The sequence below is a fragment of the Allobosea sp. BE125 genome (assembly GCF_031456075.1).
Taxonomy (GTDB): domain Bacteria; phylum Pseudomonadota; class Alphaproteobacteria; order Rhizobiales; family Beijerinckiaceae; genus Allobosea.
Window position 1 is genome coordinate 207,814 of record NZ_JAVDTY010000008.1, and the last position, 20,944, is coordinate 228,757.

General features: G+C 66.2%; 19 protein-coding genes. 8 read left to right on the plus strand and 11 right to left on the minus strand.

Annotated features, from left to right (window positions below; translation table 11 throughout):
• Positions 1-137: 137 nt before the first annotated feature.
• The 6 genes from fabF to J2Y55_RS19045 all read right to left on the minus strand — a co-directional run bounded on the left by fabF (position 138) and on the right by J2Y55_RS19045 (position 5,822).
• Positions 138-1,403: a beta-ketoacyl-ACP synthase II gene (gene fabF / locus J2Y55_RS19020; RefSeq protein WP_310156924.1), complete on the minus strand. Its 1,266-nt coding sequence runs from the start codon at positions 1,401-1,403 to the stop codon at positions 138-140.
• Between the two features lie 24 nt (positions 1,404-1,427).
• Positions 1,428-1,943 carry a winged helix-turn-helix transcriptional regulator gene (locus J2Y55_RS19025; RefSeq protein WP_310156751.1) on the minus strand — a complete coding sequence of 172 codons (516 nt, stop codon included), beginning with the start codon at positions 1,941-1,943 and terminating at the stop codon, positions 1,428-1,430.
• A 201-nt stretch (positions 1,944-2,144) separates the two neighbouring features.
• Positions 2,145-3,287, minus strand: coding sequence for an ABC transporter permease (locus tag J2Y55_RS19030; RefSeq protein WP_310156926.1), 1,143 nt, complete (start codon positions 3,285-3,287; stop codon positions 2,145-2,147).
• 5 nt (positions 3,288-3,292) lie between these two features.
• Positions 3,293-4,210, minus strand: coding sequence for an ABC transporter ATP-binding protein (locus J2Y55_RS19035; RefSeq protein ID WP_310156752.1), 918 nt, complete (start codon positions 4,208-4,210; stop codon positions 3,293-3,295).
• Complete coding sequence (locus J2Y55_RS19040; RefSeq protein ID WP_310156755.1) at positions 4,207-5,163, minus strand: HlyD family secretion protein; 957 nt, start codon at positions 5,161-5,163, stop codon at positions 4,207-4,209. Before J2Y55_RS19040 ends, J2Y55_RS19035 begins: the two co-directional genes overlap by 4 nt.
• Positions 5,160-5,822 carry a CerR family C-terminal domain-containing protein gene (locus J2Y55_RS19045; RefSeq protein ID WP_310156758.1) on the minus strand — a complete coding sequence of 221 codons (663 nt, stop codon included), beginning with the start codon at positions 5,820-5,822 and terminating at the stop codon, positions 5,160-5,162. Before J2Y55_RS19045 ends, J2Y55_RS19040 begins: the two co-directional genes overlap by 4 nt.
• A 153-nt stretch (positions 5,823-5,975) precedes the next feature.
• On the opposite strand from J2Y55_RS19045, the gene J2Y55_RS19050 reads away from it, so the two are divergent.
• The 3 genes from J2Y55_RS19050 (at position 5,976) to dksA (ending at position 8,974) form a co-directional block, all read left to right on the plus strand.
• Entirely contained in the window at positions 5,976-7,349 is a 1,374-nt protein-coding gene (locus J2Y55_RS19050; protein WP_310156760.1) for an MBOAT family O-acyltransferase, read from the plus strand.
• Between the two features lie 13 nt (positions 7,350-7,362).
• A complete protein-coding gene (locus J2Y55_RS19055; protein WP_310156762.1) occupies positions 7,363-8,349 on the plus strand; it encodes a hypothetical protein in 987 nt (328 codons plus the stop codon).
• A 202-nt stretch (positions 8,350-8,551) separates the two neighbouring features.
• The gene (gene dksA, locus J2Y55_RS19060; RefSeq protein WP_069692337.1) at positions 8,552-8,974 is read left to right on the plus strand and encodes an RNA polymerase-binding protein DksA; all 423 of its coding nucleotides are present in this window, start codon (positions 8,552-8,554) and stop codon (positions 8,972-8,974) included.
• 310 nt (positions 8,975-9,284) lie between these two features.
• Here the strand turns inward: dksA and flgH are convergent, their stop codons facing one another.
• Genes flgH through flgF form a run of 4 tightly spaced genes read right to left on the minus strand, consistent with a single transcriptional unit; the run spans position 9,285 to position 12,684 of the window.
• Positions 9,285-10,025 (minus strand): flagellar basal body L-ring protein FlgH, encoded by a 741-nt coding sequence (gene flgH / locus J2Y55_RS19065; protein WP_103717199.1) that lies wholly within the window; start codon positions 10,023-10,025, stop codon positions 9,285-9,287.
• 24 nt (positions 10,026-10,049) lie between these two features.
• Positions 10,050-11,111: a flagellar basal body P-ring formation chaperone FlgA gene (flgA, locus tag J2Y55_RS19070; protein ID WP_310156767.1), complete on the minus strand. Its 1,062-nt coding sequence runs from the start codon at positions 11,109-11,111 to the stop codon at positions 10,050-10,052.
• 17 nt (positions 11,112-11,128) lie between these two features.
• Positions 11,129-11,920 (minus strand): flagellar basal-body rod protein FlgG, encoded by a 792-nt coding sequence (flgG, locus tag J2Y55_RS19075; protein WP_310156768.1) that lies wholly within the window; start codon positions 11,918-11,920, stop codon positions 11,129-11,131.
• 20 nt (positions 11,921-11,940) lie between these two features.
• Positions 11,941-12,684: a flagellar basal-body rod protein FlgF gene (flgF, locus tag J2Y55_RS19080; protein WP_310156771.1), complete on the minus strand. Its 744-nt coding sequence runs from the start codon at positions 12,682-12,684 to the stop codon at positions 11,941-11,943.
• Positions 12,685-12,976: 292 nt separating this feature from the next.
• On the opposite strand from flgF, the gene fliL reads away from it, so the two are divergent.
• The 5 genes from fliL (at position 12,977) to J2Y55_RS19105 (ending at position 20,192) form a co-directional block, all read left to right on the plus strand.
• Positions 12,977-13,486 carry a flagellar basal body-associated protein FliL gene (gene fliL, locus J2Y55_RS19085; protein WP_310156772.1) on the plus strand — a complete coding sequence of 170 codons (510 nt, stop codon included), beginning with the start codon at positions 12,977-12,979 and terminating at the stop codon, positions 13,484-13,486.
• 43 nt (positions 13,487-13,529) lie between these two features.
• Positions 13,530-14,663 carry a flagellar motor switch protein FliM gene (fliM, locus tag J2Y55_RS19090; RefSeq protein ID WP_310156774.1) on the plus strand — a complete coding sequence of 378 codons (1,134 nt, stop codon included), beginning with the start codon at positions 13,530-13,532 and terminating at the stop codon, positions 14,661-14,663.
• A gap of 19 nt (positions 14,664-14,682) precedes the next feature.
• On the plus strand, positions 14,683-15,135 hold the full coding sequence (locus J2Y55_RS19095; RefSeq protein WP_310156776.1) for a DUF6468 domain-containing protein: 453 nt from the start codon (positions 14,683-14,685) through the stop codon (positions 15,133-15,135).
• Complete coding sequence (locus J2Y55_RS19100) at positions 15,132-15,971, plus strand: MotE family protein (RefSeq protein WP_310156778.1); 840 nt, start codon at positions 15,132-15,134, stop codon at positions 15,969-15,971. The genes J2Y55_RS19095 and J2Y55_RS19100 overlap by 4 nt, the downstream gene beginning before the upstream one ends.
• A gap of 804 nt (positions 15,972-16,775) precedes the next feature.
• Entirely contained in the window at positions 16,776-20,192 is a 3,417-nt protein-coding gene (locus J2Y55_RS19105; protein WP_310156780.1) for a tetratricopeptide repeat protein, read from the plus strand.
• Positions 20,193-20,195: 3 nt separating this feature from the next.
• Here the strand turns inward: J2Y55_RS19105 and fliP are convergent, their stop codons facing one another.
• Positions 20,196-20,936, minus strand: a complete 741-nt coding sequence (fliP, locus tag J2Y55_RS19110; RefSeq protein ID WP_404978973.1) for a flagellar type III secretion system pore protein FliP — start codon at positions 20,934-20,936, stop codon at positions 20,196-20,198.
• Positions 20,937-20,944 lie beyond the last annotated feature (8 nt).

Below are 20,944 nucleotides of genomic sequence, written 5' to 3' on the forward strand. Positions count from 1 at the left end.
AGCTAGGAATTGTAATAATTATAAACTTTGACGAAAGGCCTGAGCGATCGAATAGGCCCATTATCCTGACTTGCCCATCTTGACGTGGCAGACGTATTTTTGCGGCTGAGCCCAGGGTTCGCGAGGCATGCTCAGCCCTATTCCCAGCGCCGGAAGACCACGCTGGCGTTCACCCCGCCGAACCCAAATCCGTTCGAGATGGCATGCTCCATCGCGAGCGGCCGCGCTGCCCTGGCGACGAGATCGAGCCCGGCCGCATCCTCGTCCGGGTGCTCGAGATTGAGCGTCGGCGGCGCGATCTGGTCGCGCAAAGCCAGGATCGTGAAGATCGCTTCCAGCCCGCCGGCTGCGCCGAGCAGGTGGCCCGTCGCCGATTTCGTGGCGCTGATCGCTATGCTCTTCTCGGTGCCGAACACGGCCTTGATCGCCGCCAGTTCGCCGCGGTCGCCGACCTGCGTCGAGGTCGAATGGGCATTGAGGTGCTGGACATCGCCGGGCTGAAGCCCGGCTTGTTTCAGTGCAATCTCCATGGCGCGGCGCGCACCCGAGCCATCCTCGGGGCCGGAGGTAATGTGGTAGGCGTCGGCGCTGGTGCCATAGCCAGTGATCTCGGCCAGGATCTTGGCGCCGCGCGCCTGCGCATGTTCCAGCGCCTCTATAACCAGCAGGCCGGCGCCCTCGCCCATGACGAAGCCGTCGCGGTCACGGTCGAACGGGCGCGAGGCCTTTTCGGGCTCTTCGTTGAAGCCGGTCGAGAGTGCGCGCGCCGCAGCAAAACCGCCGAGCGCGACGAGATCGATGCAGGCCTCGCTGCCGCCGCAGAGCGCGATATCGGCCTCGCCGGAGCGGATCAGCCGCGCCGCATCGCCGATGGCCTGAACGCCCGCCGCGCAAGCGGTTACGGGTGCGCCCATCGGCCCCTTGAAGCCATGGTCGATCGAGACTTGGCCGGCGGCGAGATTGACCAGGAAGGACGGAATCGTGAAGGGCGAAAGCCGGCGCACGCCGCGCGCATCTGTGATGCGCACGGCCTCGGCGATCGCCGGGAAGCCGCCTATGCCCGACGCGATCACCGTCGCGGTGCGCTCCTGCTCGGCTTCGCTCGCTGGGTGCCAATTCGCCTGGATCAGCGCTTCCTTGGCCGCGACCAGCGCGAACTGAATGAAGCGGTCCATCTTGCGCTGGTCCTTTGGCGCGATCGCACGGTCGGGATCGAAACCGCCCTGGCTATCCTCGTCCTTAGAGGGCACCGCACCGGCGACCTTGGCCGGCAAACTCTCGACGACGGAATCCGGCAGGCGGCGCAGCCCGGAGCGGCCGGCAAGCAGGCGCTGCCAGGCCAGTTCGGCTCCGCAGCCCAGGGGCGAGACCACGCCCATACCGGTTACGACCACACGACGCATTTGCATACCAAGCATTTGAATGTCCTATTCGCTACGGGAGGGCGCGGCAGAGCGCATCGTCGCAATGCTGGCCAGGCGCTGGCGCATGCCGGGGCTCGCGCGCGGGCCGGCAACCACCGTGACAGTCTCAGGCGTGATCGGACGCAAGCTCGTGGCATCGACCATGACCGGTTCGATCGGCCGCGCGGTCTCGCGCTCGGCCAGCACCAGCGCCGCGCCCTCGGGCGCCAGATGCCGATTGCCGAAAGCGACCATCGCGGCGATCACGGGGAAGAAATCCCTGCCCTTCTCGGTCAGCACATATTCGTAGCGCTGCGGTCGCGGTTGGTAGAGCCGCCGCTCGAACAGCCCGCTCTCGGTGAGATGCTTGAGCCGCCGCGCCAGCATGTTCGGCGCGATGCCGAGGCTGCGCTGGAATTCATCGAAGCGCGTGAAACCCTGCAAGGCATCGCGCAGGATCAGGATGCTCCACCATTCGCCGACGGTCTCGACCGTGCGGGCGCAGGGGCATTCGGCAAGCGGAACGAGCTTCGGTTGCATGGTGCGCCCGAGCTAAAGCAGTTACTATCATTTTGCAAGCTATGGACAGCCACTATCGAATCGAAGCGGCATCGCCCGCCGACGCACTGGACGTCCTTGCGAGCGAGAGCGAAGCAATCCAGGACAGCAGAGCTCTACGTCCCCTGGATTGCTTCGCTTTGCTCGCAAGGACGGATGGGCTCCACCGGCCTACGGCGCTCGCTAATCCAGCGTGCTCCTGAATCGCATCAGCGCGAGTCCGGCATAGGCGGGCACGAAGACGGAGAGCCAGAACACCTCGACGCCGACATCGTCGAGGCCTGCGCCCTTCAGCATGATCGCCCGGATGACCCGCAGGAAATGCGTCAGCGGGAACAGCTCGCCGATCGCCTGAGCCCAGCCCGGCATGCCGGCGAACGGGAACATGAAGCCCGAGAGCAGCAGCGATGGCAGGAAGAAGAAGAAGGTCAGCTGCATCGCCTGCAACTGCGTCCGCGCCATGGTCGAGATCGTGTAGCCGAGCAGGACGAGCGCCAGCACGAAAATCAGCACACAGGTGAGCAGCAGCAGCAGGCTCCCCAGAAACGGCACGCCGAACAGCAGTTTCGCGGCACTGAGCACGACCACCACCTGGACGCTGCCAACGGCGAGATAAGGCAGAACCTTGCCGAGCATGATCTCGGCCGGCGTCGCCGGCATGGCCAGCAGGTTCTCCATGGTGCCGCGCTCGATCTCGCGGGTAAGCGCCATCGAGGTCATCATCACCATCGTCATCTGCAGGATGACGCCGAGCAGGCCGGGGACGATGTTGTACTGGGTGATGCCTTCGGGATTGTAGCGCCGATGCACGATGAAGGAGAGCGCGCTCTGGCTCTGCTCGCGCACCGCCTCCTCATTGCCGAGGGCTCGGGTCAGGGCCCGGCCGGCGATGGTCTGCAGGGCTGAGACTGCGCCGCTCGACGCCGCTGGATCGGTCGCGTCGGCCTCGACCAGGATGCGCGGCTCGTCGCCACGCTCGACCCGGGCGCCGAAATCGCTGGGGATGGTGACGAGGAAGGAGATCGCGCCGCGCGCCATCAGGCTTTCGGCCTCGGCCGCGCTCTCCGGCTGCTGGCCAAACCGGTAATAGCCCGAGACCTGCAGCGCGGCGACGACCGAGCGGGTGTAGCGGTCCTGGCCGAGCGCCAGCACCGCCGCAGGCAGGCCCTTGGGGTCGTTGTTGATGGCGTAGCCGAACAGGAGCAGCTGCACGATCGGCACCGCGAGCATCATCGCGAAGGTGATGCGGTCGCGCCGCATCTGTACGAACTCCTTGGCGAGCACGGCGCCAAGCCGCCCCAGCGACAGCAGGTTGCTGATGACCATCGCGCTCATGCCGCGCTCGCCTGGGCGCCGGTCATGAACTTGATGAAGACGTCCTCCAGGCTGGTCTCGCCGGGCTCGACCCTGACCCCTTGCTGCGCCTTCAGCGGCGCCAGCGCCGCCTCGAGCTTGCCCCTGTCGCTGCCGACGACATGCAGCGTCGTACCGAAGGGCGCGACCTGCTCGACGCCATCGACCGCGGAGAGTTCGCGGATCTGGGCTGCAGTCAATGTGCCATGCACGACAAAGGTGACCAGGCCCGAGCCCTGCACCACCTCCTCGACCGTGCCGGTGGCCAGCATCTTGCCATAGGCGATGTAGCCGATGCGGTGGCAGCGCTCGGCCTCGTCCATGTAATGCGTCGAGACGAGCACCGTCAGGCCGTCGCCGGCGAGCCGGTGGATCTCGTCCCAGAACTCGCGCCGCGCCTTAGGATCGACGCCGGCCGTCGGCTCGTCGAGCAGGAGCAGTTTCGGCTGGTGCATGATGCAGGCGGCAAGTGCCAGTCGCTGCTTCCAGCCGCCAGACAGCGTGCCGGCGAGCTGGTCCTTGCGCGAGGTCAGGCCAAGGCCATCGAGCGTCCGCGCCACCGCGTCGTGCAAAGGCTTCAGCTCGTAGAGCCGCGCGACGAAGGTCAGATTCTCCTCGATCGTCAGATCCTCGTAGAAGGAGAATTTCTGCGTCATGTAGCCGACCTGGCGCTTGATCGCGGCGCTGTCGCGCCTGACATCGAGACCGAGCACCGTGCCCTCGCCGGCATCGGGCGTCAGCAGCCCGCAGATCAGCCGGATCGTCGTCGTCTTGCCCGAGCCGTTGGGGCCGAGGAAGCCGACGATCTCGCCCGTCGCGACCGTGAGATCGACATTGTCGACGACGGTGCGGGTACCGAAGCGCTTGGTCAGCCCCTTGACCTCGATGGCGTTCATCGTCGGCCCCGCAGCACGACATCGATGATCTGCCCCGGCTGAAGCTTGGCCGCCTGCACGCCTTCCGGCCGGGCCTCGACCAGATAGACCAGCTTCTGCCGGGTCTCGGCCGAATAGATCACCGGCGGCGTGAATTCCGGCTCTTGCGCGACATAGGACACGGTGGCGGACAGACCGGACGGACAGCCGCTGCAACGGACATCGAGCTGCGTCCCGACACGGGTGCCCGCCAGCAGCGCCTCCGGCACGTAGACCATCAGCTTGATCGCCCCGTCCGGCAGGAAGGTCAGCACCGGCGCCGCCGGCCCCGCGAGCTCGCCGGGGTAGCGCACGAGATCGGTGACGATCCCGGCCGCCGGCGCAACGAGCCTTCGCTGCAACAGGCGCCATTTCGCCTGGTCGAGAGCGGCCTGCGCCTGCATCACCTGGTTCTGCGCCGCCTTGATCTCCTCCTCGCGCGCCGGCAACCGGGCAACCGCGAGATTGGCCGCGCTCTGGCGTACATTTGCGGCCGCGACGTCGCGAGCCGTCTGCGCCTGGTCGAGATCGGCCTGGGTCGAGACGCCGCGGCGAAAAAGGTCCTGCCGCCGCTCCAGCGCCCGGTCGGCCTCGCGCTCCTGCGCCTTGGCGGAGGCCGCGCTCGCCTCGATCACGGCGATCTCTTCCGGCCGCCGGCCGCTGAGCAGATTGGCAAGCTGGGCCTTGGCCTGCACCGATCGGGCATCGCTCTCGGCGACGGCATTTTGCGCATCATCGGTCTGCAGCACCGCGACGACGGCGCCGGGCGCGACACGCTCGCCGCGCCTGACCGCGACGCTCTCGATCCGGGCGGTATCGATCGGACCGAGGCGGACATATTCGCCCTCGACATAGCCGGCGATGCGCGTCGTCGATGGTCCGCAGAAGGCAAATGAGGCAGCGATGCCAAAAGAACAGATGAATTCAGCGATCATGGCTGTCCCTCCGACATGGCAGCGACACTGGCCCGGACATTGGTCCCGATGACGGTGGCGATCGCCTCGCTCTCGGCCTCGCCGATATCGCTCCAGCCCATGCGCCGCATCACGGCCGGCCGGGCCAGCCGGAAATAGAGCACCTGCCCGACCATTGCGAAGACGGCGAGCTTGGTCGCCTGCGCCTCGGCATCGAGGCCGGTCGCGACAGCCCAGAGCATGCAAAGACGGCCATGGACCGGGCCGACCAGCCCGTCATAAAGCGTCTCGAACGCCGAGGTCGGCTCCATCATCTCGCGCACGACGAAGCGGGCGATGGTCTCGCTCTCCGGCGCGCGTGCCGCGAAGGCCGTAACCCGGCTCACGACCGCAACCAAAAGCTCCACCGCCGCCTCCGGCTGGAGCCCTTCCAGCGGCGGCATCGTCGCGGCGGCCCCGAAAACCCGCTCCTTCAGCGTGGCGACGATGGCTGCGGCGCAGGCCTGGCGCAGCCCGTCCTTGCCGCCGAAATGATAGGCGATGCCGGCGCTGTTGACTCCGGCCGCCTGCGCGATCTGGCGGATCGAACTCGCATCAAAGCCGTGCCGCCCAAATAGGTCGAGCCCGGCGCGCAGCAGCGCTTCACGGGCGCCTTGGTCGTTGCCGGAGGCTACTTTCATCCGTCTTACCTAGCTCAGAAGCTCGATTTAATCAATCGATTGATTGAACGCATATGTGACACTCGAGGCATTGCCCGGGGCAAAGGGCACGCTCGACATGACTTGCGCGGGACAATGGGCTAAGGCGGCCCTTCCTGCACCGCCATCGGCCCAATGCTCTTCAACTCCTTCGCTTTCCTGCTCGGCTTCCTGCCGCTCGCCCTCGGCCTGCATTGGCTCGCCGAGCGCTTCGCGCCGCAGTGGCGGCTGCCTGTGCTGGTGGCGCTGTCCTTCGCCTTCTATGGCTATTGGGACTGGCGCTTCGTGCCCTTGCTGGCGCTCTCGATCGGGCTGAACTGGCTCATCGCCGAAGCATTCCAGAAGACCAAGGCGGGCGCGCTGATCACGCTGGCGATCGTCTTGAACCTCGCCGCACTTGCGCTGTTCAAATACGTCAACTTCTTCGCCGATCTCGCTGGGATGATCCCTGGGTTACCGACGCCGCGGCTCGATCTCGCGCTGCCGCTCGGCATCTCCTTCTTCACCTTCCACCACGTCATGTACCTGACCGATCTCAGGCGCGGCGAGGCGCCGCGCTACGATCTGGTGCGTTACGCGCTCTACATCGCCTTCTTCCCGCAGGTGCTGGCGGGGCCGTTGGTGCGCTGGCGCGAGATTATGCACCAGTTCGAGGAGCGGCCCTATCAGCGGCCGGATGCGGCCGAACGGATCGCGCGCGGCCTGCTGCTGCTGACCGCCGGCCTCGCCAAGAAGGTGCTGCTCGGAGACCCGCTGGCCGAATACGCCAACCCGGTCTTCGCAGCCGCCGCCATCGGCAAGGTCGTCAGCATGGCGGAGGCCTGGCAAGGCATGCTCGCCTTCACCTTCCAGATCTATTTCGATTTTTCCGGCTACTCCGACATGGCGCTCGGGCTGGCGCTGCTCTTCGGCATCGTGCTGCCGCAGAATTTCGAGGCGCCCTATCGTTCGACGAGCATCCAGGATTTCTGGCGGCGCTGGCATATGACGCTGTCGCGCTTCCTGCGCGACTACCTCTATATCTGGCTTGGCGGCTCGCGGCATGGCCTGCCGACCCAGATCTGGGCGCTGTTTGCGACCATGGCGCTGGGCGGGCTCTGGCACGGCGCGGGGCTCACCTATGTCGCCTGGGGCGTCGCGCATGGGCTCGCCCTGATCGTAGCGCTGCTTTGGCGGCGCGCCGAGCTGCCGATGCCCAAGCCGCTCGGCTGGCTACTGACCTTCGTCTTCGTCATGCTGTGCTGGGTGCTCTTCCGCGCCACGAGTTTTGAGGCGGCATTGGCGATCTATAAGGGGCTGCTCGGCCTGGCTCCGACGGGGACGGGCTTCAAATGGCGCGCGTTGCTGCCGGCAGTTGCCTTTGCGATTCTCGGTCCCACGGCCTGGACGCTCGTGCACCGGCTGCCCCCGATGCGCTGGATCGCGGCGATTGCCGCGCTCCTCTTCGTCATCGTCCTGTTCAAGATCGGCGACGACGCCAATTATGAATTCATCTACTTCCAGTTCTGAAGCCATCGCGCCGATGTCGGCACTGCGCTGGGTCGGCTTCACACGCGCCTTCCTGGCGACGGCCCTGCTGTTGGCGGCCAGCCTTCTGGGGCTCGCTTTTCTGCTCGACCCCTACGACACCGGCCATTCCCCGCTTGCGCTCAAGCCAGGAGTCAGGCCGCAGGGGCCACGCATGGTCACAGCAAGCCGCGGGCGCGACCCCGCTTTTCAAGCGGTGATCATCGGCAACTCCCACATCCAGCTCGTCTCTCCCGAGGAACTCACGGCGAGGACCGGCATCGCCTTCCTCTCCCTTGCGACACCGGGAACCGGTCCCAAGGAAGCTCTTGCCCTGCTCGACTGGTTCCTGCGCAAGCGGCTCGAACCGGCGCGCGCGATCGTCGTGGGCATCGACGAACACTGGTGCACGCCCGATCCGGCGCTGCCGAACGAGCGACCTTTCCCGTTTTGGCTCCTCAGCCGCAACCTTGGCGACTACCTCCTGGGCCTCGTACGCTACGACGTCGTCCAGGAGCTGCCCTTCCGAATCGCTTATCTACGCAATCCCGACGGCTCACGCGCTCGCCCCGACGGCTATTGGAACTATGAAGCGAATTTCGATGCGCAGGGCCCCGAGGCGGAACGCGATCGCCGCATTGCGCTGGAGACCCCCTTGCAGATTGGCGGCAGCAATCGCACCGGGCCGTTTCCCGCTGCACGGGCGCTCGAAGCGCTGGTCCTGGCAGCTGCGCCGGAAGCGGCTCTGATCCTGCTGCGCCCGCCAAGCTACGTAACGAGCCACCCGGAGCCTGGCAGCCAGAATGCCGCGGCGGATTCCGCCTGCCGCGCCGCCTTTGCCGAGATCACGCAGCGACACCCCCGCTCTGTACTGATCGACTGGCGAATCGACCGACCGGAGAACGGGGACCCTGATCGATTCTTCGACCATACCCACTACCGCCGTAGCCTCGCCGAGCTCGTCGAGGCGGACATCGCCGCCGTCCTGGCACCGCCACCTTGAAGCAAGGGCAAGAATCAGGGGCAGAAACGCCTGTTTCGGCGCTCTATCGCTCAGTCGAGGCAATGTGTTGACGGAAGCGGTTGAAGACGCGCTGCGGTGATTGTTACTGCCCATGTCCCTCGCTATAAGGGCGCGAAATCGGCGGGCCTACCACGGCAGAGTCGGTGGGCGCGCCGAGACGACCAACTCAGAGAGTGTGCCTATGTCGAAGCAAATCATTCTCGAAGCGGACTACAAACCCACCGACAGCGAGCCGTTCATGAACGAGCGGCAGCGCGAGTATTTCCGCGGCAAGCTTCTGTCCTGGAAGAACGAGATTCTGAAGGAGGCGAAAGAAACACTCGTCACTCTGCAGAGCGAAAGCGAGAATCACCCCGACATTGCCGACCGCGCCTCCTCCGAAACCGACCGCGCCATCGAGTTGCGCGCGCGTGATCGCCAGCGCAAGCTGATCGCCAAGATCGAATCCGCCATCGCGCGCATCGATGAGGGCTCCTACGGCTATTGCGAGGACACCGGCGAGCCGATCTCCCTGAAGCGCCTCGAGGCCCGGCCGATCGCAACGCTCTCGCTGGAAGCGCAGGAACGTCACGAGCGCAATGAGCGCGTGTTCCGCGACGACTAAGCCAAGCTCTGCTTCGCCGCCATGCCGAAGGCCTTCCGCAACCCGCGGAGGGCTTTTTTGTTTCGGGGGCAAAAGCCCCGCGCGGGAGGCGCGGGGCTTCTTCTGGGCCGCCAGCCTTGTGAGCTTGGGGAGCGTGACGGGCGGCCGGGACGAGAGCGGGATGACGAAAAGCGGCAAGCCGGTTCTCGTCTACCACTCTCACTTGGCGATAAGAGCCGGCGGCTCGGGAGAGACCGCCGGCCGGCCTGCGCGGGAATAAGTGGGGAGCGTTCCACGCCGGCCGGAGCTTCGTGAGATCTGCGCGATACCTTTAGAAGGGCAGCAGGATATCCATGACCTGCTGGCCATAGCGCGGCTGCTGGACATCGGTGAGCTGGCCGCGCCCGCCATAGGCGATCCGGGCCTGGGCGATCTTGGTCGAATCGATGGTGTTGTCCGATTCGATGTCCTCGGGCCGAATCACGCCGGCCACGATCAGCTCGCGCACCTCGAAATTGACCCGGATCTCCTGCTTGCCCTCGATCACCAGATTGCCGTTGGGCAGGGTCTGCGTGACCACGGCGGCGACATTTGTCGCCAGGGTCTCGGCGCGGCGCACCGAGCCCACGCCCTCGCTCGAAGCAGTCGAATCGAGCTTCAGGAGCGAGCCGGCGGTGGCGCCGTTGGGCAGCTTGTTCTCGTAGCCGAGGATGTTGTCGGCGCCTGCGTCCTCGCCGTTCTTGCGGCTGCGCTTGGTCGTGTTGTCGAGCTGGGCCTTGTCGGTGACCTTGACCTTGACCGTTACAAGATCGCCGACCATCCGCGCACGCTGATCCTTGAAGAAGGCGCGCGAGCCGGTGCGCCAGAGCGAGTTCGGCGCGAAGGAGGCGTGCTCCACCGCCGGCATCGGCATCTGCACGGGCTTGTAGCCCTTCACCGCCGTTGGATCCTCGATCGCGGAAAGGGCCGGGGCCTGGCCGACATTGGCGAGCCGGTCGGCCGCGCCACAGGCGCTGAGAGCGACACTGAGGGCAAGGAGCCCGGAGAGTCTGACGAGAATGCGTGTGGTCATGATCAGGGTCCGCAACTGTCTGGATCAGGGGGCGCTGGCGACACGGCCGACGGCGGAGCTCTGGACGGAAACCCGCCCGGGCCCGCTGACCGTGCCTTGCAGCACGCGCTTGGATTGAGGATTGGTGACGGTGACGACATCGCCCATCGCGCCGGCCTCGCCGGCCTTGCCGCGCATCGAGATGAGCAGGCCGGGCGCTGCATAGACGATGGTGACGAGATCGCCCTTCCCGACGATCTCCTCGCGCTGGACGTCGCCGACGCGCAGCGGCATGCCGACATTGAGCGCACGCCGCGCCACCTTGTCGATGGCCGCCTTCGCGTCGCCGATGAGTTCGCTCACCTGCCCGTCGCGCGGACGGCGCTCGACCACGACGTCGGTCGCGCTCAGCGTTTCTCCCCGGGCGATGCTGCGGCGAGGCACTACGACCTCGATGGTGTCGACCATCTGCCCGGTGATGCGGATGGGCTTCAGCCGCATCGCTGCGCTGCCCGGCACGATCAGCCTGGCCTGCACCCGGCGCGAGCGGACATCATAGCCGAGGTCGAGCACCGTCACGTCGCCGGTCAATTCGGGCTCGATCGCGATCGCCGGCGCGCCGCCGTCGATCGCAAGCGCCAGCGCCCGGGCATCGACTCCGAAACGCTCCTGGAGGCCGATCTTTACCGCCGCCTCGAGATCGGACGCCATCAGGCGGCGCGCAGCGCGGGTCACGATCACCTGCGCAAAGCCATGGCTCTCGATGTCGCCCGCATCACGAATGATGCCGGCGGCGCGCGCGGCCTCCATGATGCGGCTGACCTGGATCGTGCCGGTCTCGCCGAGTGCGGGCGCCCGGAAGCCCGGGGTCGCAGCGGCCTCGCTCGGCAATCCCGAGAGCAGATCGCCGAAGCTGACGAGCTCGCTCGTGAGCGTGAGCTCCGGACGCAGGAAGGGTTTGCGCACCGGCGTCGGAGCCGACGGCTGTTGCGGCGGCGGCGCGACGATTGCCGCGACGGCCCCGGCGCGAGCGACTGGATGGGGCTGGGCGGCAAACGCCGTACCAGCCAGCGCGACGGTAGCGAGGAGGATGGACAAGCGGATCATGGCGCGCACCCTCAGCCCTAACCGCGGAACATCGACGTCGTCGCCGACATCATCTGGTCGGCGGCGGTGATGACCTTGGAGTTCATCTCATAGGCGCGTTGAGCTGCGATCAGCGTGGTGAGCTCGGTCACGGCCTGGACGTTGCCTTCTTCGAGATAGTTCTGCTGCAGCGTGCCGAAGCCCTCGCCGCCGCCGACACCGTCGATCGCTGGCCCTGAGGCCGCCGTCTCCACGAACAGGTTGTCGCCGATCGATTCGAGACCGACCTTGTTGACGAAGCGGGTGAGCTGGAGCTGGCCCAGCGTCTGCGGCGCGGTCTGTCCGGGAAGCTGGACCTCGACCGTGCCCTGCGCATTGATGCTGACGCTGGTCGCGTTGTTTGGAACCGTGATGCCGGGCTCGACCGTATAGCCGTCCCGGGTCACGAGCTGGCCCTGGGCGTCGAGGTCGAAGGAGCCGTCACGCGAATAGGTCGTGCGACCATCAGGCATGCGGATCTTGAAGAGGCCCTCGCCCCTGATGGCGACATCGTACTGCTTCTCGGTCGAGGACAGGTTGCCCTGGCTCATGATGCGCCCGGTCGAGGTCGTCTTGACGCCGGAGCCGATGAAGGTGCCGGCCGGGACCATCGTGTTCTGGTCGGAGGTGGCCGAGCCGGCGCGCCGGAAATTCTCGTAGAGAAGATCCTGGAAATGCACCGTCTGGCGCTTGTAGCCAGTGGTGCGCACGTTGGCGATGTTGTTGGAGATGACCTGGACGTTGAGTTCCTGGGCCATCATGCCGGTGGCGGCTGTCTGCAGGGCGCGCATTGGCTTGCTCCTTCCCCGGTTCAGGCTTGCTGATCGGCCAGGCGGGAAATCGCCTTGGTGCGCAGCTCATCGGTCTTGGTCATCATGTTGGCGATGCCCTGATAGGAGCGCTGGACCTCCATCAGGCGGGTCATCTCGATGATGGCCTTCACATTCGAGCCCTCGATCGCACCGGGCTCGAGCCTGGCCTGCGGCCCGGCCGGCAGCGGCGGCGTCGCCGAGGCGAACAGGTTGTTGCCGTCGCTGCTCAGCGCCCGCGGATTGTTGAAGCGGACCTGCCTGAGCTTGCCGCGAACGCCTTGATCGCTGGAGACGGTACCGTCGACGGCGATGCTGAAATTGGTCTCGGTGTTGCTGAAGCGGATTGGCCCGCCCTCGCCCAGCACCGGCAGCCCGGTTTGGGTCACGAGCTCGCCCTGCTGGTTCAGGCTCAGCGAACCCGCGCGGGTGTAGCGCTGGCCGTTCGGCGTCTGGACCACGAGGTAGTTGTCCTCGCGCAGCGCGACGTCGAGCGGGTTGCCGGTGCGCTCCAGCGCTCCCTGCGACAGGTCGATCGGCGTGCCCTTGTCGATGACATAGGAGAGCCGCCGGTCGCCGTTCGGAAAGGTCTCCGCGCTGGCGACAGGCATGATGAATTCATTGAAGCGCGCCGAGCGCGACTTGAAGCCGTTCGTGCCGGTATTCGCCAGGTTGTTGGCGATGACATCCAGCTCGCGCGCCAAAGCCATTTGACGCGATAGGCCGACGAGAAGCGCGTTCTCCACGGCATGGTCTCCCGAATTGTCCCGCGATCGCTTCGACGCTCCCCAGCGCAGCCATCGCAGCACCACATCCGCAAGCGCTGTGCCAACATGGTTAAAATCAACTAACATACTGATATACAAAATAAATCATGGTCTCTCCCGGCCTTGCAAGGCCCGGCAAATTCGAGGCTTCGGGCAGAAATGACCCGGCAAGATTTGCCGTCCTTAACGACGCGTTAACCGTGATTGATCAGGGTAATGACAGGGAGCAGGGCATCGATGCCGCGCGCGCCCAGCCCGAGGCGGTGCTGCGATGTCGAAGAAGTCCGGAAAGACCGACGAAGAGGCTGCCGAGGGCGGCGAGGCGTCCAAGCCCGGCAAGAAGAAGCTGATCATGATCCTCGGCGGCGCGCTGCTGCTCGCCGGGCTCGGCGGCGGCTGGTTCTTCTTCATGAAGCAGCCCTCCCCGGAGCAGATCGCAGCGGCCGAGCATGCGAAGGCCGCCAAGAAGCCGGCGAGCTTCGTCGAGATGAGGGACATGATGATCGGCATCTCGCCGGGCGGCCAGCAGGATCGCCAGCCGATCATCAAGGTCAAGGTCGTGCTCGAGATCGCCGACGCCAAGGTCTCCGAGGAGATCAAGCCGCTGCTGCCGCGTGTCGAGGACGCTTTCCAGGTGTTCATGCGCGAATTGCGCCCGGCCGATCTGGAAGGCTCGGCCGGCATGTATCGCCTCAAGGAAGAATTGCTGCGCCGCGTCAACGTCACGGTCTATCCGGCCAAGATCGACGCGGTGCTGTTCAAGGAATTGCTGGTGCAGTGAGCCCTCCGGGCTTCCGCGCTCCAGCCGGGATGACGACGAAGACATGAGCAACGACGACCTCGACCTGGCCGGCAAGCCCAAGAACGAGCCCCTTAGCCCGGAAGGGATGGCGGCCGAATGGGCGACCATGCCCGACATGCTGGTGGAGGAAGGCGAACAGGATGGCGGCACCGACCGCCTGATGTCGCAGGACGAAATCGACACGATGCTCGGTTTCTCCATCGGCGACGACCGGGACGCCCGCAACGGCATCCAGGCCATCGTCGATTCCGGCTCGGTCGCCTATGAACGCCTGCCGATGCTCGAGATCATCTTCGAGCGTCTCGTGCGCCTGCTCTCGACCAGCCTGCGCAACTTCTTCACCGACAATGTCGAGGTCTCGCTGGAGAGCATCCGCTCGGTGCGCTTCGGCGACTACATCAATTCGATCTCGCTGCCCGCCATGCTCTCGGTGTTCAAGGCCGAGGAGTGGGACAATTTCGGCCTGATCACGATCGAGTCCTCGCTGATCTATTCCGTGCTCGACACGATGTTCGGCGGCAAGCGCGGCCAGCCGGCGCCGCGCGTCGACGGCCGCCCTTTCACCTCGATCGAGATCAACATGCTCAAGCGCGTCATCGCGCTGATCCTGAGTGATGCCGAGGCCGCCTTCAGACCGCTCTCGCCGGTGCGATTCACGGTCGATCGCATCGAGTCCAATCCGCGCTTCGTCTCGATCTCCCGCCCCGCCAACGCCGCCATCCGCGTCGAGCTCAAATTCGACATGGAAGGCCGGGGCGGCTGCCTGCATCTGCTGCTGCCTTACGCCACGATCGAGCCGATCCGCGAATTGCTGCTCGAAAGCTTCATGGGTGAGAAGCTCGGGCGCGATGCGATCTGGGAAAACCATCTGGCGACCGAGGTCTGGCAGACCGACGTCGCCGTGACCTGCGTGCTCCATGAGACAAAGATGCCGCTGAAGCGGGTGATGAAGCTCGAGATCGGCGACACTTTGATGTTCGACGCCAGGCCCGATTCGACGGTCGCACTGCGCTGCGGCGACTTCATCGTCAGCGAGGGCCGGATCGGACGTGTCGACGACAAGATCGCCGTTCAGGTCGTCAGCCCGCTGCGCCGCTCCAAGACCACGATCGCCGCCTTCGACAGCGCCACGAGCCATCTCGGTTCCCCCTCCTGACGCGGATATTCACCAAGCCATGACGATCACCCTCATCGCCGATGCCCTCGTCGCAAGCCTCCTCGTCGCGACCATCATCACCTGCTACGTGCTGGCCAAGCGCATCGAGCGCCTCAAGGCCGACGAAGGTGCCATGCGCCAGACCGTCGGCGCGCTGATCTCGGCGACCGATACCGCTGAGCGCGCCATCGCCGGGTTGAAGCTGACGCTGGGCGACTGCGACCGCACCCTGGCCGAGCGCCTGCGCACCGCCGAACGCTACGCCGCCGACCTCGCCGCCCAGATCGAAGCCGGTCAGACCGTGATGGAGCGGATCTCGCAGATCGTCAGCGCCGCCACGCTGGTCGCGCCGAAAGCCGCGGAACCGCCAGCGCCCGAGCCCACCCCGATTTCGCGCATGACCAGCGCCGCCGAATCCGCGGCCGCCATCCGCGCCCGTGCCGCCCGACGCCTGGAAGGCCAGGCCGCGTGATCGAAAGGCCCCGCCTCTTTCCGGCAGTGATTCTCGGCGCCATGGGTCTCCTGGCGCTGAAGCTGCTTGCCTGGACGGCGGAGCCCTATCCGGGAAAGGTGCCGTCAAGCGCGAGTGTCTTTTCCTCCGACAATACTCGCCCCATGAAGCCGGAGCCCCAGGTCTGGGCCCTCGCCAAGGTGATCGCCCAGGCGCATGCACCCGATCGCGTCCTGCGCGACCCCGAGACGACCGGCTCGGTCGACAAGCCTGATCCGAAGAAGGAGCAGGAGAAGGCCGAGGCGGAAGCCAAGGCCGAGGCGGCGCGCGCCGCCAACCCCAACAACAAGGCCGGCGTCGTCAACGGCACGGCCAAGATCGCCTCCCCCGCCGAGCGGGCCATTCTCGAACGCCTCGGCGAGCGGCGCGAAGAGATCGATGCCCGGGTTCGCGAACTGGAGATGCGCGAACGCCTGCTCGACACCGCCGAGAAGAAGCTCGACGGCCGCGTCGGCGACCTGAAGCAGCTTGAGGACAAGGTCGACGGCCCCAAGCGCAAACCCGCCGAGGATGAACTCAAGGCGATCAAGAATCTCGTGATCATGTACGAGACGATGAAGCCGAAGGACGCCGCACGCGTCTTCGACCGCCTCGGCCTCGACGTGCTGCTGCCGGTTGTCCAGCAGATGAACCCGCGCAAGATGTCCGACGTGCTCGCCGCCATGTCGCCCGAGCGGGCCGAGAAACTGACGGTGGCCCTCGCCACGAGCTCGCGCGCACCAGAGCGCAGCACGGCCGAACTCGTGCCGCTACCGGGCAACGAACTGCCGGCCATAGCGCCCGCTCCGCGTCGCTGATCGCACCAAACCAAGGCCGGGCTCAACGCAACCGGGGCTGCGGCTTTTCCTTATGGGCGGTCAGGCAATAGAGGGCCGCCCTCATGAATTCGCGGACCGCAGCAAGCGATGATCTGATTGCCGGCATCGGCGATGGCCGGCCAACGCGCGAAAATCGAGCGCCGCAACAGATCAGGCTCCAGCAAAAACGCTCGCCCAAAGGCTGATGACCGCCACGACAGCGCTGCTTTTCGTCAGCACGACGATTTCACGGGTCGGATGTCTTGGCCGGGCGGCCTGGCGTCGGCCGAACGTCAATCCATGATCGGGGCGCGATCGACCAGTTCCAGGAAGACCGCGAAGCACGACAAATAGAAAATCCCGACATAAATCAGCATCGCGTCCTCCAACCCAGGCTCTTGTTTCGGATAGAACGCGACCCCCTACTGACCAGTGCGGAAGTATGGTTAATTTCTTGATAATTGCACCCGTTTTTTAGCCGGCACGGCATGATTCTGGCCTTGTGAGCGCCAAATCGGCACGCGCAGCCGGCGGGTAAACCTAAATCGCCTGCGCGCTCGAAATCATCGCGTGGCTGGCGCCGTGCCATGGCCGGCCCTCGGCGGCTTCCGTATTGCCCAAGCCCGCAGCCCCGACGAAAGCCCGCAACCCCGACGAACCCTCTAAACGATTGTTCCACAAGGATATTATGGCGCGGCCACGTTAACCCGGCATTATCCTTGACAGGCTAGCGTCCAAAGCAGGCGGGCGGCCTGGTCAGGCAGCTCCGGCCTGTTCGTGTCGCGTTGCGTGAGTTCTCCGGTTTTGCGTGTCCCGCGTTCCCTTGCCTTCGGTATCGGGTTGGCTGCGCTCGCCATCGGCGCGGGCCTGTGCGAGCCCGCCCTCGCCGCCAACGCCACCTTGCGCGGCCAGGACATGCCGCCGGGCTTCGGCCGCCTCGCCCTGACCTTCGACGAACCGACGCCCACCCGCATCCGCCTCAACAATGGCGTGCTCGTGGTCGCCTTCGCCTCCCCGGTGAAGATCGACATCAACAAGATCGCCAAGGAGCTGCCGGAATACATCACCCTGGCGCGGCTCGATCCCGACGGGCTCGGCATGCGCTTCGCGCTGCCCAAGCGGTTCCGCGCCAATCTGATCGAGGCTGGCGACAAGGCCTTCATCGATCTTTTGCCCGAGAACTGGACCGGATTGCTGCCCGGTCCACCGCCCGAAGTGATCGCCGACATGGCGGAGCGCTTGAAGCAGGCTGAAGCCCGCGTCAAGGAAGCTGCGCGTCAGCCGCGGCCCCAGAACAAGCCATTGATCGTGCGCGGCGCCAAGCTGCCGACACTGGAGCGCCTGGTCTTCCAGGCGCCTCTCGGGACCACTCTCACGACTGCGCTTGAGGACGGCACTCTGAACCTGACCCTCGACCAGCCGCTGACGGTCGAACCCTCTGCCCTCAAACGCGCCTTGCCGGACGGCGTCGCGCTGCTCTCCCACGAGACCGCAGAGACCACGACACGGCTTGAACTCTCGATTCCGAAGGACTGGCAGGTCAGGAACTTCCAGGACGAGGATGGGCTGACGGTCGATCTCCTGCGCCCCACCAAAACCACCGGACCGACATTGGCGAGCCTGCCGGAGGGAACGGATGTGGCGGTGAAGGCCGCGCCGACGCCAGCCTCCTTGCCGGCTGCCGCAGCAGCCTCCGCCGTCACTCCCGAAAGCCAGCCCGCGACAGCTCCTGCGGCTGTCGCCCAGCCGGTTATCGACCCGACACCCCAGGCAGTGAAGATCGAGGCTGCCGGCACTGCGCAAGGCGGCCATATCGACTTCCGCTTTCCGCGCATGACCGGCGCAGCCGCCTTCATCGACGCGGGGATCGTCACCCTCGTCTTCGACACGCGCGACACGATCAACCCTGCCGATTTCAAGACCATCCTGCCGCAACTCGTCGAAGATGCGACCGTAACCCGCGAGGGCAAGGTCACGCTGGTGCGTCTGCGACTGACGAGTCAGCAATTGACGCGGCTGCTCGATGACGGCCCGACCTGGTCGCTAAGCCTTGGCGAGCCGCAGAAGAAGACAGCTACCCCGATCGCGCCGCGCCGCGCGGTCGACGAGCGCGGCCAGACCATCCTCGCCGTCCCGCTGCCTGGCATGACGGGAGTGCACTGGCTCGAGCCGGGCCCGTCCGGGACGTCGCTGGCGGTCGCGACGGCGTTCGGCCCGGCGCGCGTCATGGCCAAGCCCTATCAGTTCGTCGAATTCAACTTGCTCCAGACCGCCCATGGCCTTGCCGTCGCGCCCCGCGCCGACGATCTCCTGGTGCGCGCCGGGAACGACCAGGCCCAGATCGGCCGCGCCAGTGGCTTGACGGTGACGCTCGACGTGCCCGCCGAGGCGCCGAGCGACACGAACCAGACTGCGGCCGCCCAGCCGCCCCTGCTCGATCCCGAGCAATGGAACAAGCTGCACGTCGACACCGTGCGGGACGGCGCACGCGCCCTGCTGCGCGACGTCGCCGACGCCTCGCGCGGCCGCAAATCCGAGGCGCGTCTCGCCTTGGCGCGCTTCTACGCGGCCAATGGTTTGATGGCGGAAGCCAATGGCCCCCTGTCGGCAATGATGGCGGACGACCCGGCCATGCGGAACCAGCGCGAGCCGCTCTTCCTGAAGGGGCTGATCGCGGTGCGCATGCATCGCAATCAGGAGGCGATCACCGCCTTCGATGCCGGCCCGATCAAGGAGGATGCCGAAGCTGGCCTCTGGCGTGCTTTGCCGGAGCAGAGACTTGGGCGCAACGCCCAGGCGCTCATTGGCTTTCGCCGCGCGGAGGCGACCCTCGATCGCTATCCACCGGAGATCCAGGCCGAACTGCGCTTCGCGAAGGCTCGCGCGGCACTGGCGATGCAGGACCTCACCGTAGCCGAGCGCGAGATCGAAAAACTCTCGAACCTGCCGCGCGGCCTGGTCGACCCCGAGAAACTCGCGCTCCTGCGCGCCATCCTCGACGATGTCGGCGGCCGGCCGGAAGCGGCGCTGAACGGCTACAAGCCCTTGTTCGAGGCCCGCAGCCGGCCTGTCGCCGCCGAGGCGCAATTGCGCGCGGTCAAACTGGTACAGACCGAAAAGCGGCCGGACATATCGTCCGACGAAGCCATCGCTCGCCTGGAGACGGTATCGATCATCTGGCGCGGCGGCGATCTGGAGATGGAGGCGCTGGCCGAACTTGGCCGGCTCTATGCCGACCACCAGCGCTGGCGCGACGCCTTCATGGTCGCGCGCCGGGCAAATGAGAACTACCCCGACAACCCGCTGACGCGACGCATGCATGACGAAACCGCCCAGCGCTTCGCCGAGCTGTTCAGCGGGCGCGGCACCGAGGAGTTGCCGCGCATCGAAGCGCTGGCCCTGTTCTACGACTTCAAGGAATTCCTGCCGGTCGGCCGGCGCGGCGATGAAATCACCCGGCTCTTGGCCGACAGGCTGGTCGAACTCGACCTGCTGGATCAGGCGAGCGAAATCCTGCGCTACCAGATCGAGAAACGCCTGACCGGCGCGGCACGCTCCACCGTCGCGACCAAGCTCGCCATGATCAACCTGATGAACGGCAAGCCGGTCGAGGCGCTGCGTGCGCTCAACGCGACGCGGCTGATCGAACTGCCCGGCGACGTCAAGCGCGCCCGCCTGCTGCTCGAGGCCAAGGCATTGTCCGATTTGTCGCGCACCGACCAGGCGCTCGAGTTGCTGGAAGCCGAGCGCGGGCCCGAGGTCGACCGTTTGCGCTCCGACATCTTCTGGACCGGCAAGCGCTGGCGGGAGGCCGGCGAGGCGCATGAACGCATGCTCGGCGAAAGCTGGCGAGGCACCGCGCCCCTCAGCGAAGGCGAGCGCGCCGACGTGATGCGCAGCGCGATTTCCTATGTCATGTCGAACGAGGCGCTCTCGCTGGACCGGCTGCGAGGCAAATTCGCCGTCAAGATGGCGCAGAGCACGGATGCGCGCACCTTTGCCTTCGTCACCGGAGCCAGCCGCGCCAAGGCCTCCGACATCCGCGAGATGGCCCGCGCGGCAGCGGGTTCCGACACCCTGACCGACTTCATGACGGCCTACCGCGCCCGCTACCCCGGCTACTCCACCGCCGTGCGGCAGCGCCCCAGGCCCGAGCAGCCCCCGGCCGATGGCCAGACCGGCGCTGCTGAAAGCGCGACCCCATCGCCCAGGCAGGGCTGAGCCCTATCCCGACCCGCCATAGCTCTTCACCAGCGAGCTCGCGACAAGCCCCCAGCCGTCGACCAGCACGAAGAAGATCAGCTTGAATGGCAGCGCCACGGTCACCGGCGGCAGCATCATCATGCCGACCGACATCAGGATCGAGGCCACCACCAGGTCGATGATCAGGAAGGGCACGAACAGCAGGAAGCCGATCTCGAAGGCCCGGCGCAGTTCCGAGATCATGAAGGCCGGCACCAGCACCTGGATCTGGACATCCTCGGGCCGCGCGGGAACCGGCTCGCGCGACATCTCCATGAACAGCGCCAGATCTTTTTCGCGGACATTCTTGAGCATGAACGCCTTGAACGGCACGACCCCGCGATTATAGGCCTCCTGCGGCTGGATCTGGCCGGCAACCAGCGGCTCGATCGCCGTGCGATAGGCCTCGCGCAGCGTCGGCGTCATGACGAAGCCGGTCAGGAACAGCGCCAGCCCGATGATCACGGCATTCGGCGGGGCGGTCTGCGTGCCGAGCGCCGAGCGCAGCAACGACAGCACGACGGCGATGCGCGTGAACGACGTCACCATGACCAGGATCGACGGCGCGAGCGACAGCACCGTGATGACGGCGATGAGCTGGAGCGCGCGCTCGGCAACGCCCCCGCCTTGCCCCAGGTCGAGCGAAAGCGTCTGCGCCCAGGCCGGAGCCGCCAGCACCGGCAAGAGCGCGAATGCGCCCCATAGGGCGCGGCCGCCTCGCAGCGATCTCT

Coding starts and splice junctions, on each gene's coding strand:
- fabF (WP_310156924.1), bottom strand. CDS start 1,403: ATGCGTCGTGTGGTCGTAACCGGTATGGGCGTGGTCTCGCCCCTGGGC.
- J2Y55_RS19025 (WP_310156751.1), bottom strand. CDS start 1,943: ATGCAACCGAAGCTCGTTCCGCTTGCCGAATGCCCCTGCGCCCGCACG.
- J2Y55_RS19030 (WP_310156926.1), bottom strand. CDS start 3,287: ATGGTCATCAGCAACCTGCTGTCGCTGGGGCGGCTTGGCGCCGTGCTC.
- J2Y55_RS19035 (WP_310156752.1), bottom strand. CDS start 4,210: ATGAACGCCATCGAGGTCAAGGGGCTGACCAAGCGCTTCGGTACCCGC.
- J2Y55_RS19040 (WP_310156755.1), bottom strand. CDS start 5,163: ATGATCGCTGAATTCATCTGTTCTTTTGGCATCGCTGCCTCATTTGCC.
- J2Y55_RS19045 (WP_310156758.1), bottom strand. CDS start 5,822: ATGAAAGTAGCCTCCGGCAACGACCAAGGCGCCCGTGAAGCGCTGCTG.
- J2Y55_RS19050 (WP_310156760.1), top strand. CDS start 5,976: ATGCTCTTCAACTCCTTCGCTTTCCTGCTCGGCTTCCTGCCGCTCGCC.
- J2Y55_RS19055 (WP_310156762.1), top strand. CDS start 7,363: ATGTCGGCACTGCGCTGGGTCGGCTTCACACGCGCCTTCCTGGCGACG.
- dksA (WP_069692337.1), top strand. CDS start 8,552: ATGTCGAAGCAAATCATTCTCGAAGCGGACTACAAACCCACCGACAGC.
- flgH (WP_103717199.1), bottom strand. CDS start 10,025: ATGACCACACGCATTCTCGTCAGACTCTCCGGGCTCCTTGCCCTCAGT.
- flgA (WP_310156767.1), bottom strand. CDS start 11,111: ATGATCCGCTTGTCCATCCTCCTCGCTACCGTCGCGCTGGCTGGTACG.
- flgG (WP_310156768.1), bottom strand. CDS start 11,920: ATGCGCGCCCTGCAGACAGCCGCCACCGGCATGATGGCCCAGGAACTC.
- fliL (WP_310156772.1), top strand. CDS start 12,977: ATGTCGAAGAAGTCCGGAAAGACCGACGAAGAGGCTGCCGAGGGCGGC.
- fliM (WP_310156774.1), top strand. CDS start 13,530: ATGAGCAACGACGACCTCGACCTGGCCGGCAAGCCCAAGAACGAGCCC.
- J2Y55_RS19095 (WP_310156776.1), top strand. CDS start 14,683: ATGACGATCACCCTCATCGCCGATGCCCTCGTCGCAAGCCTCCTCGTC.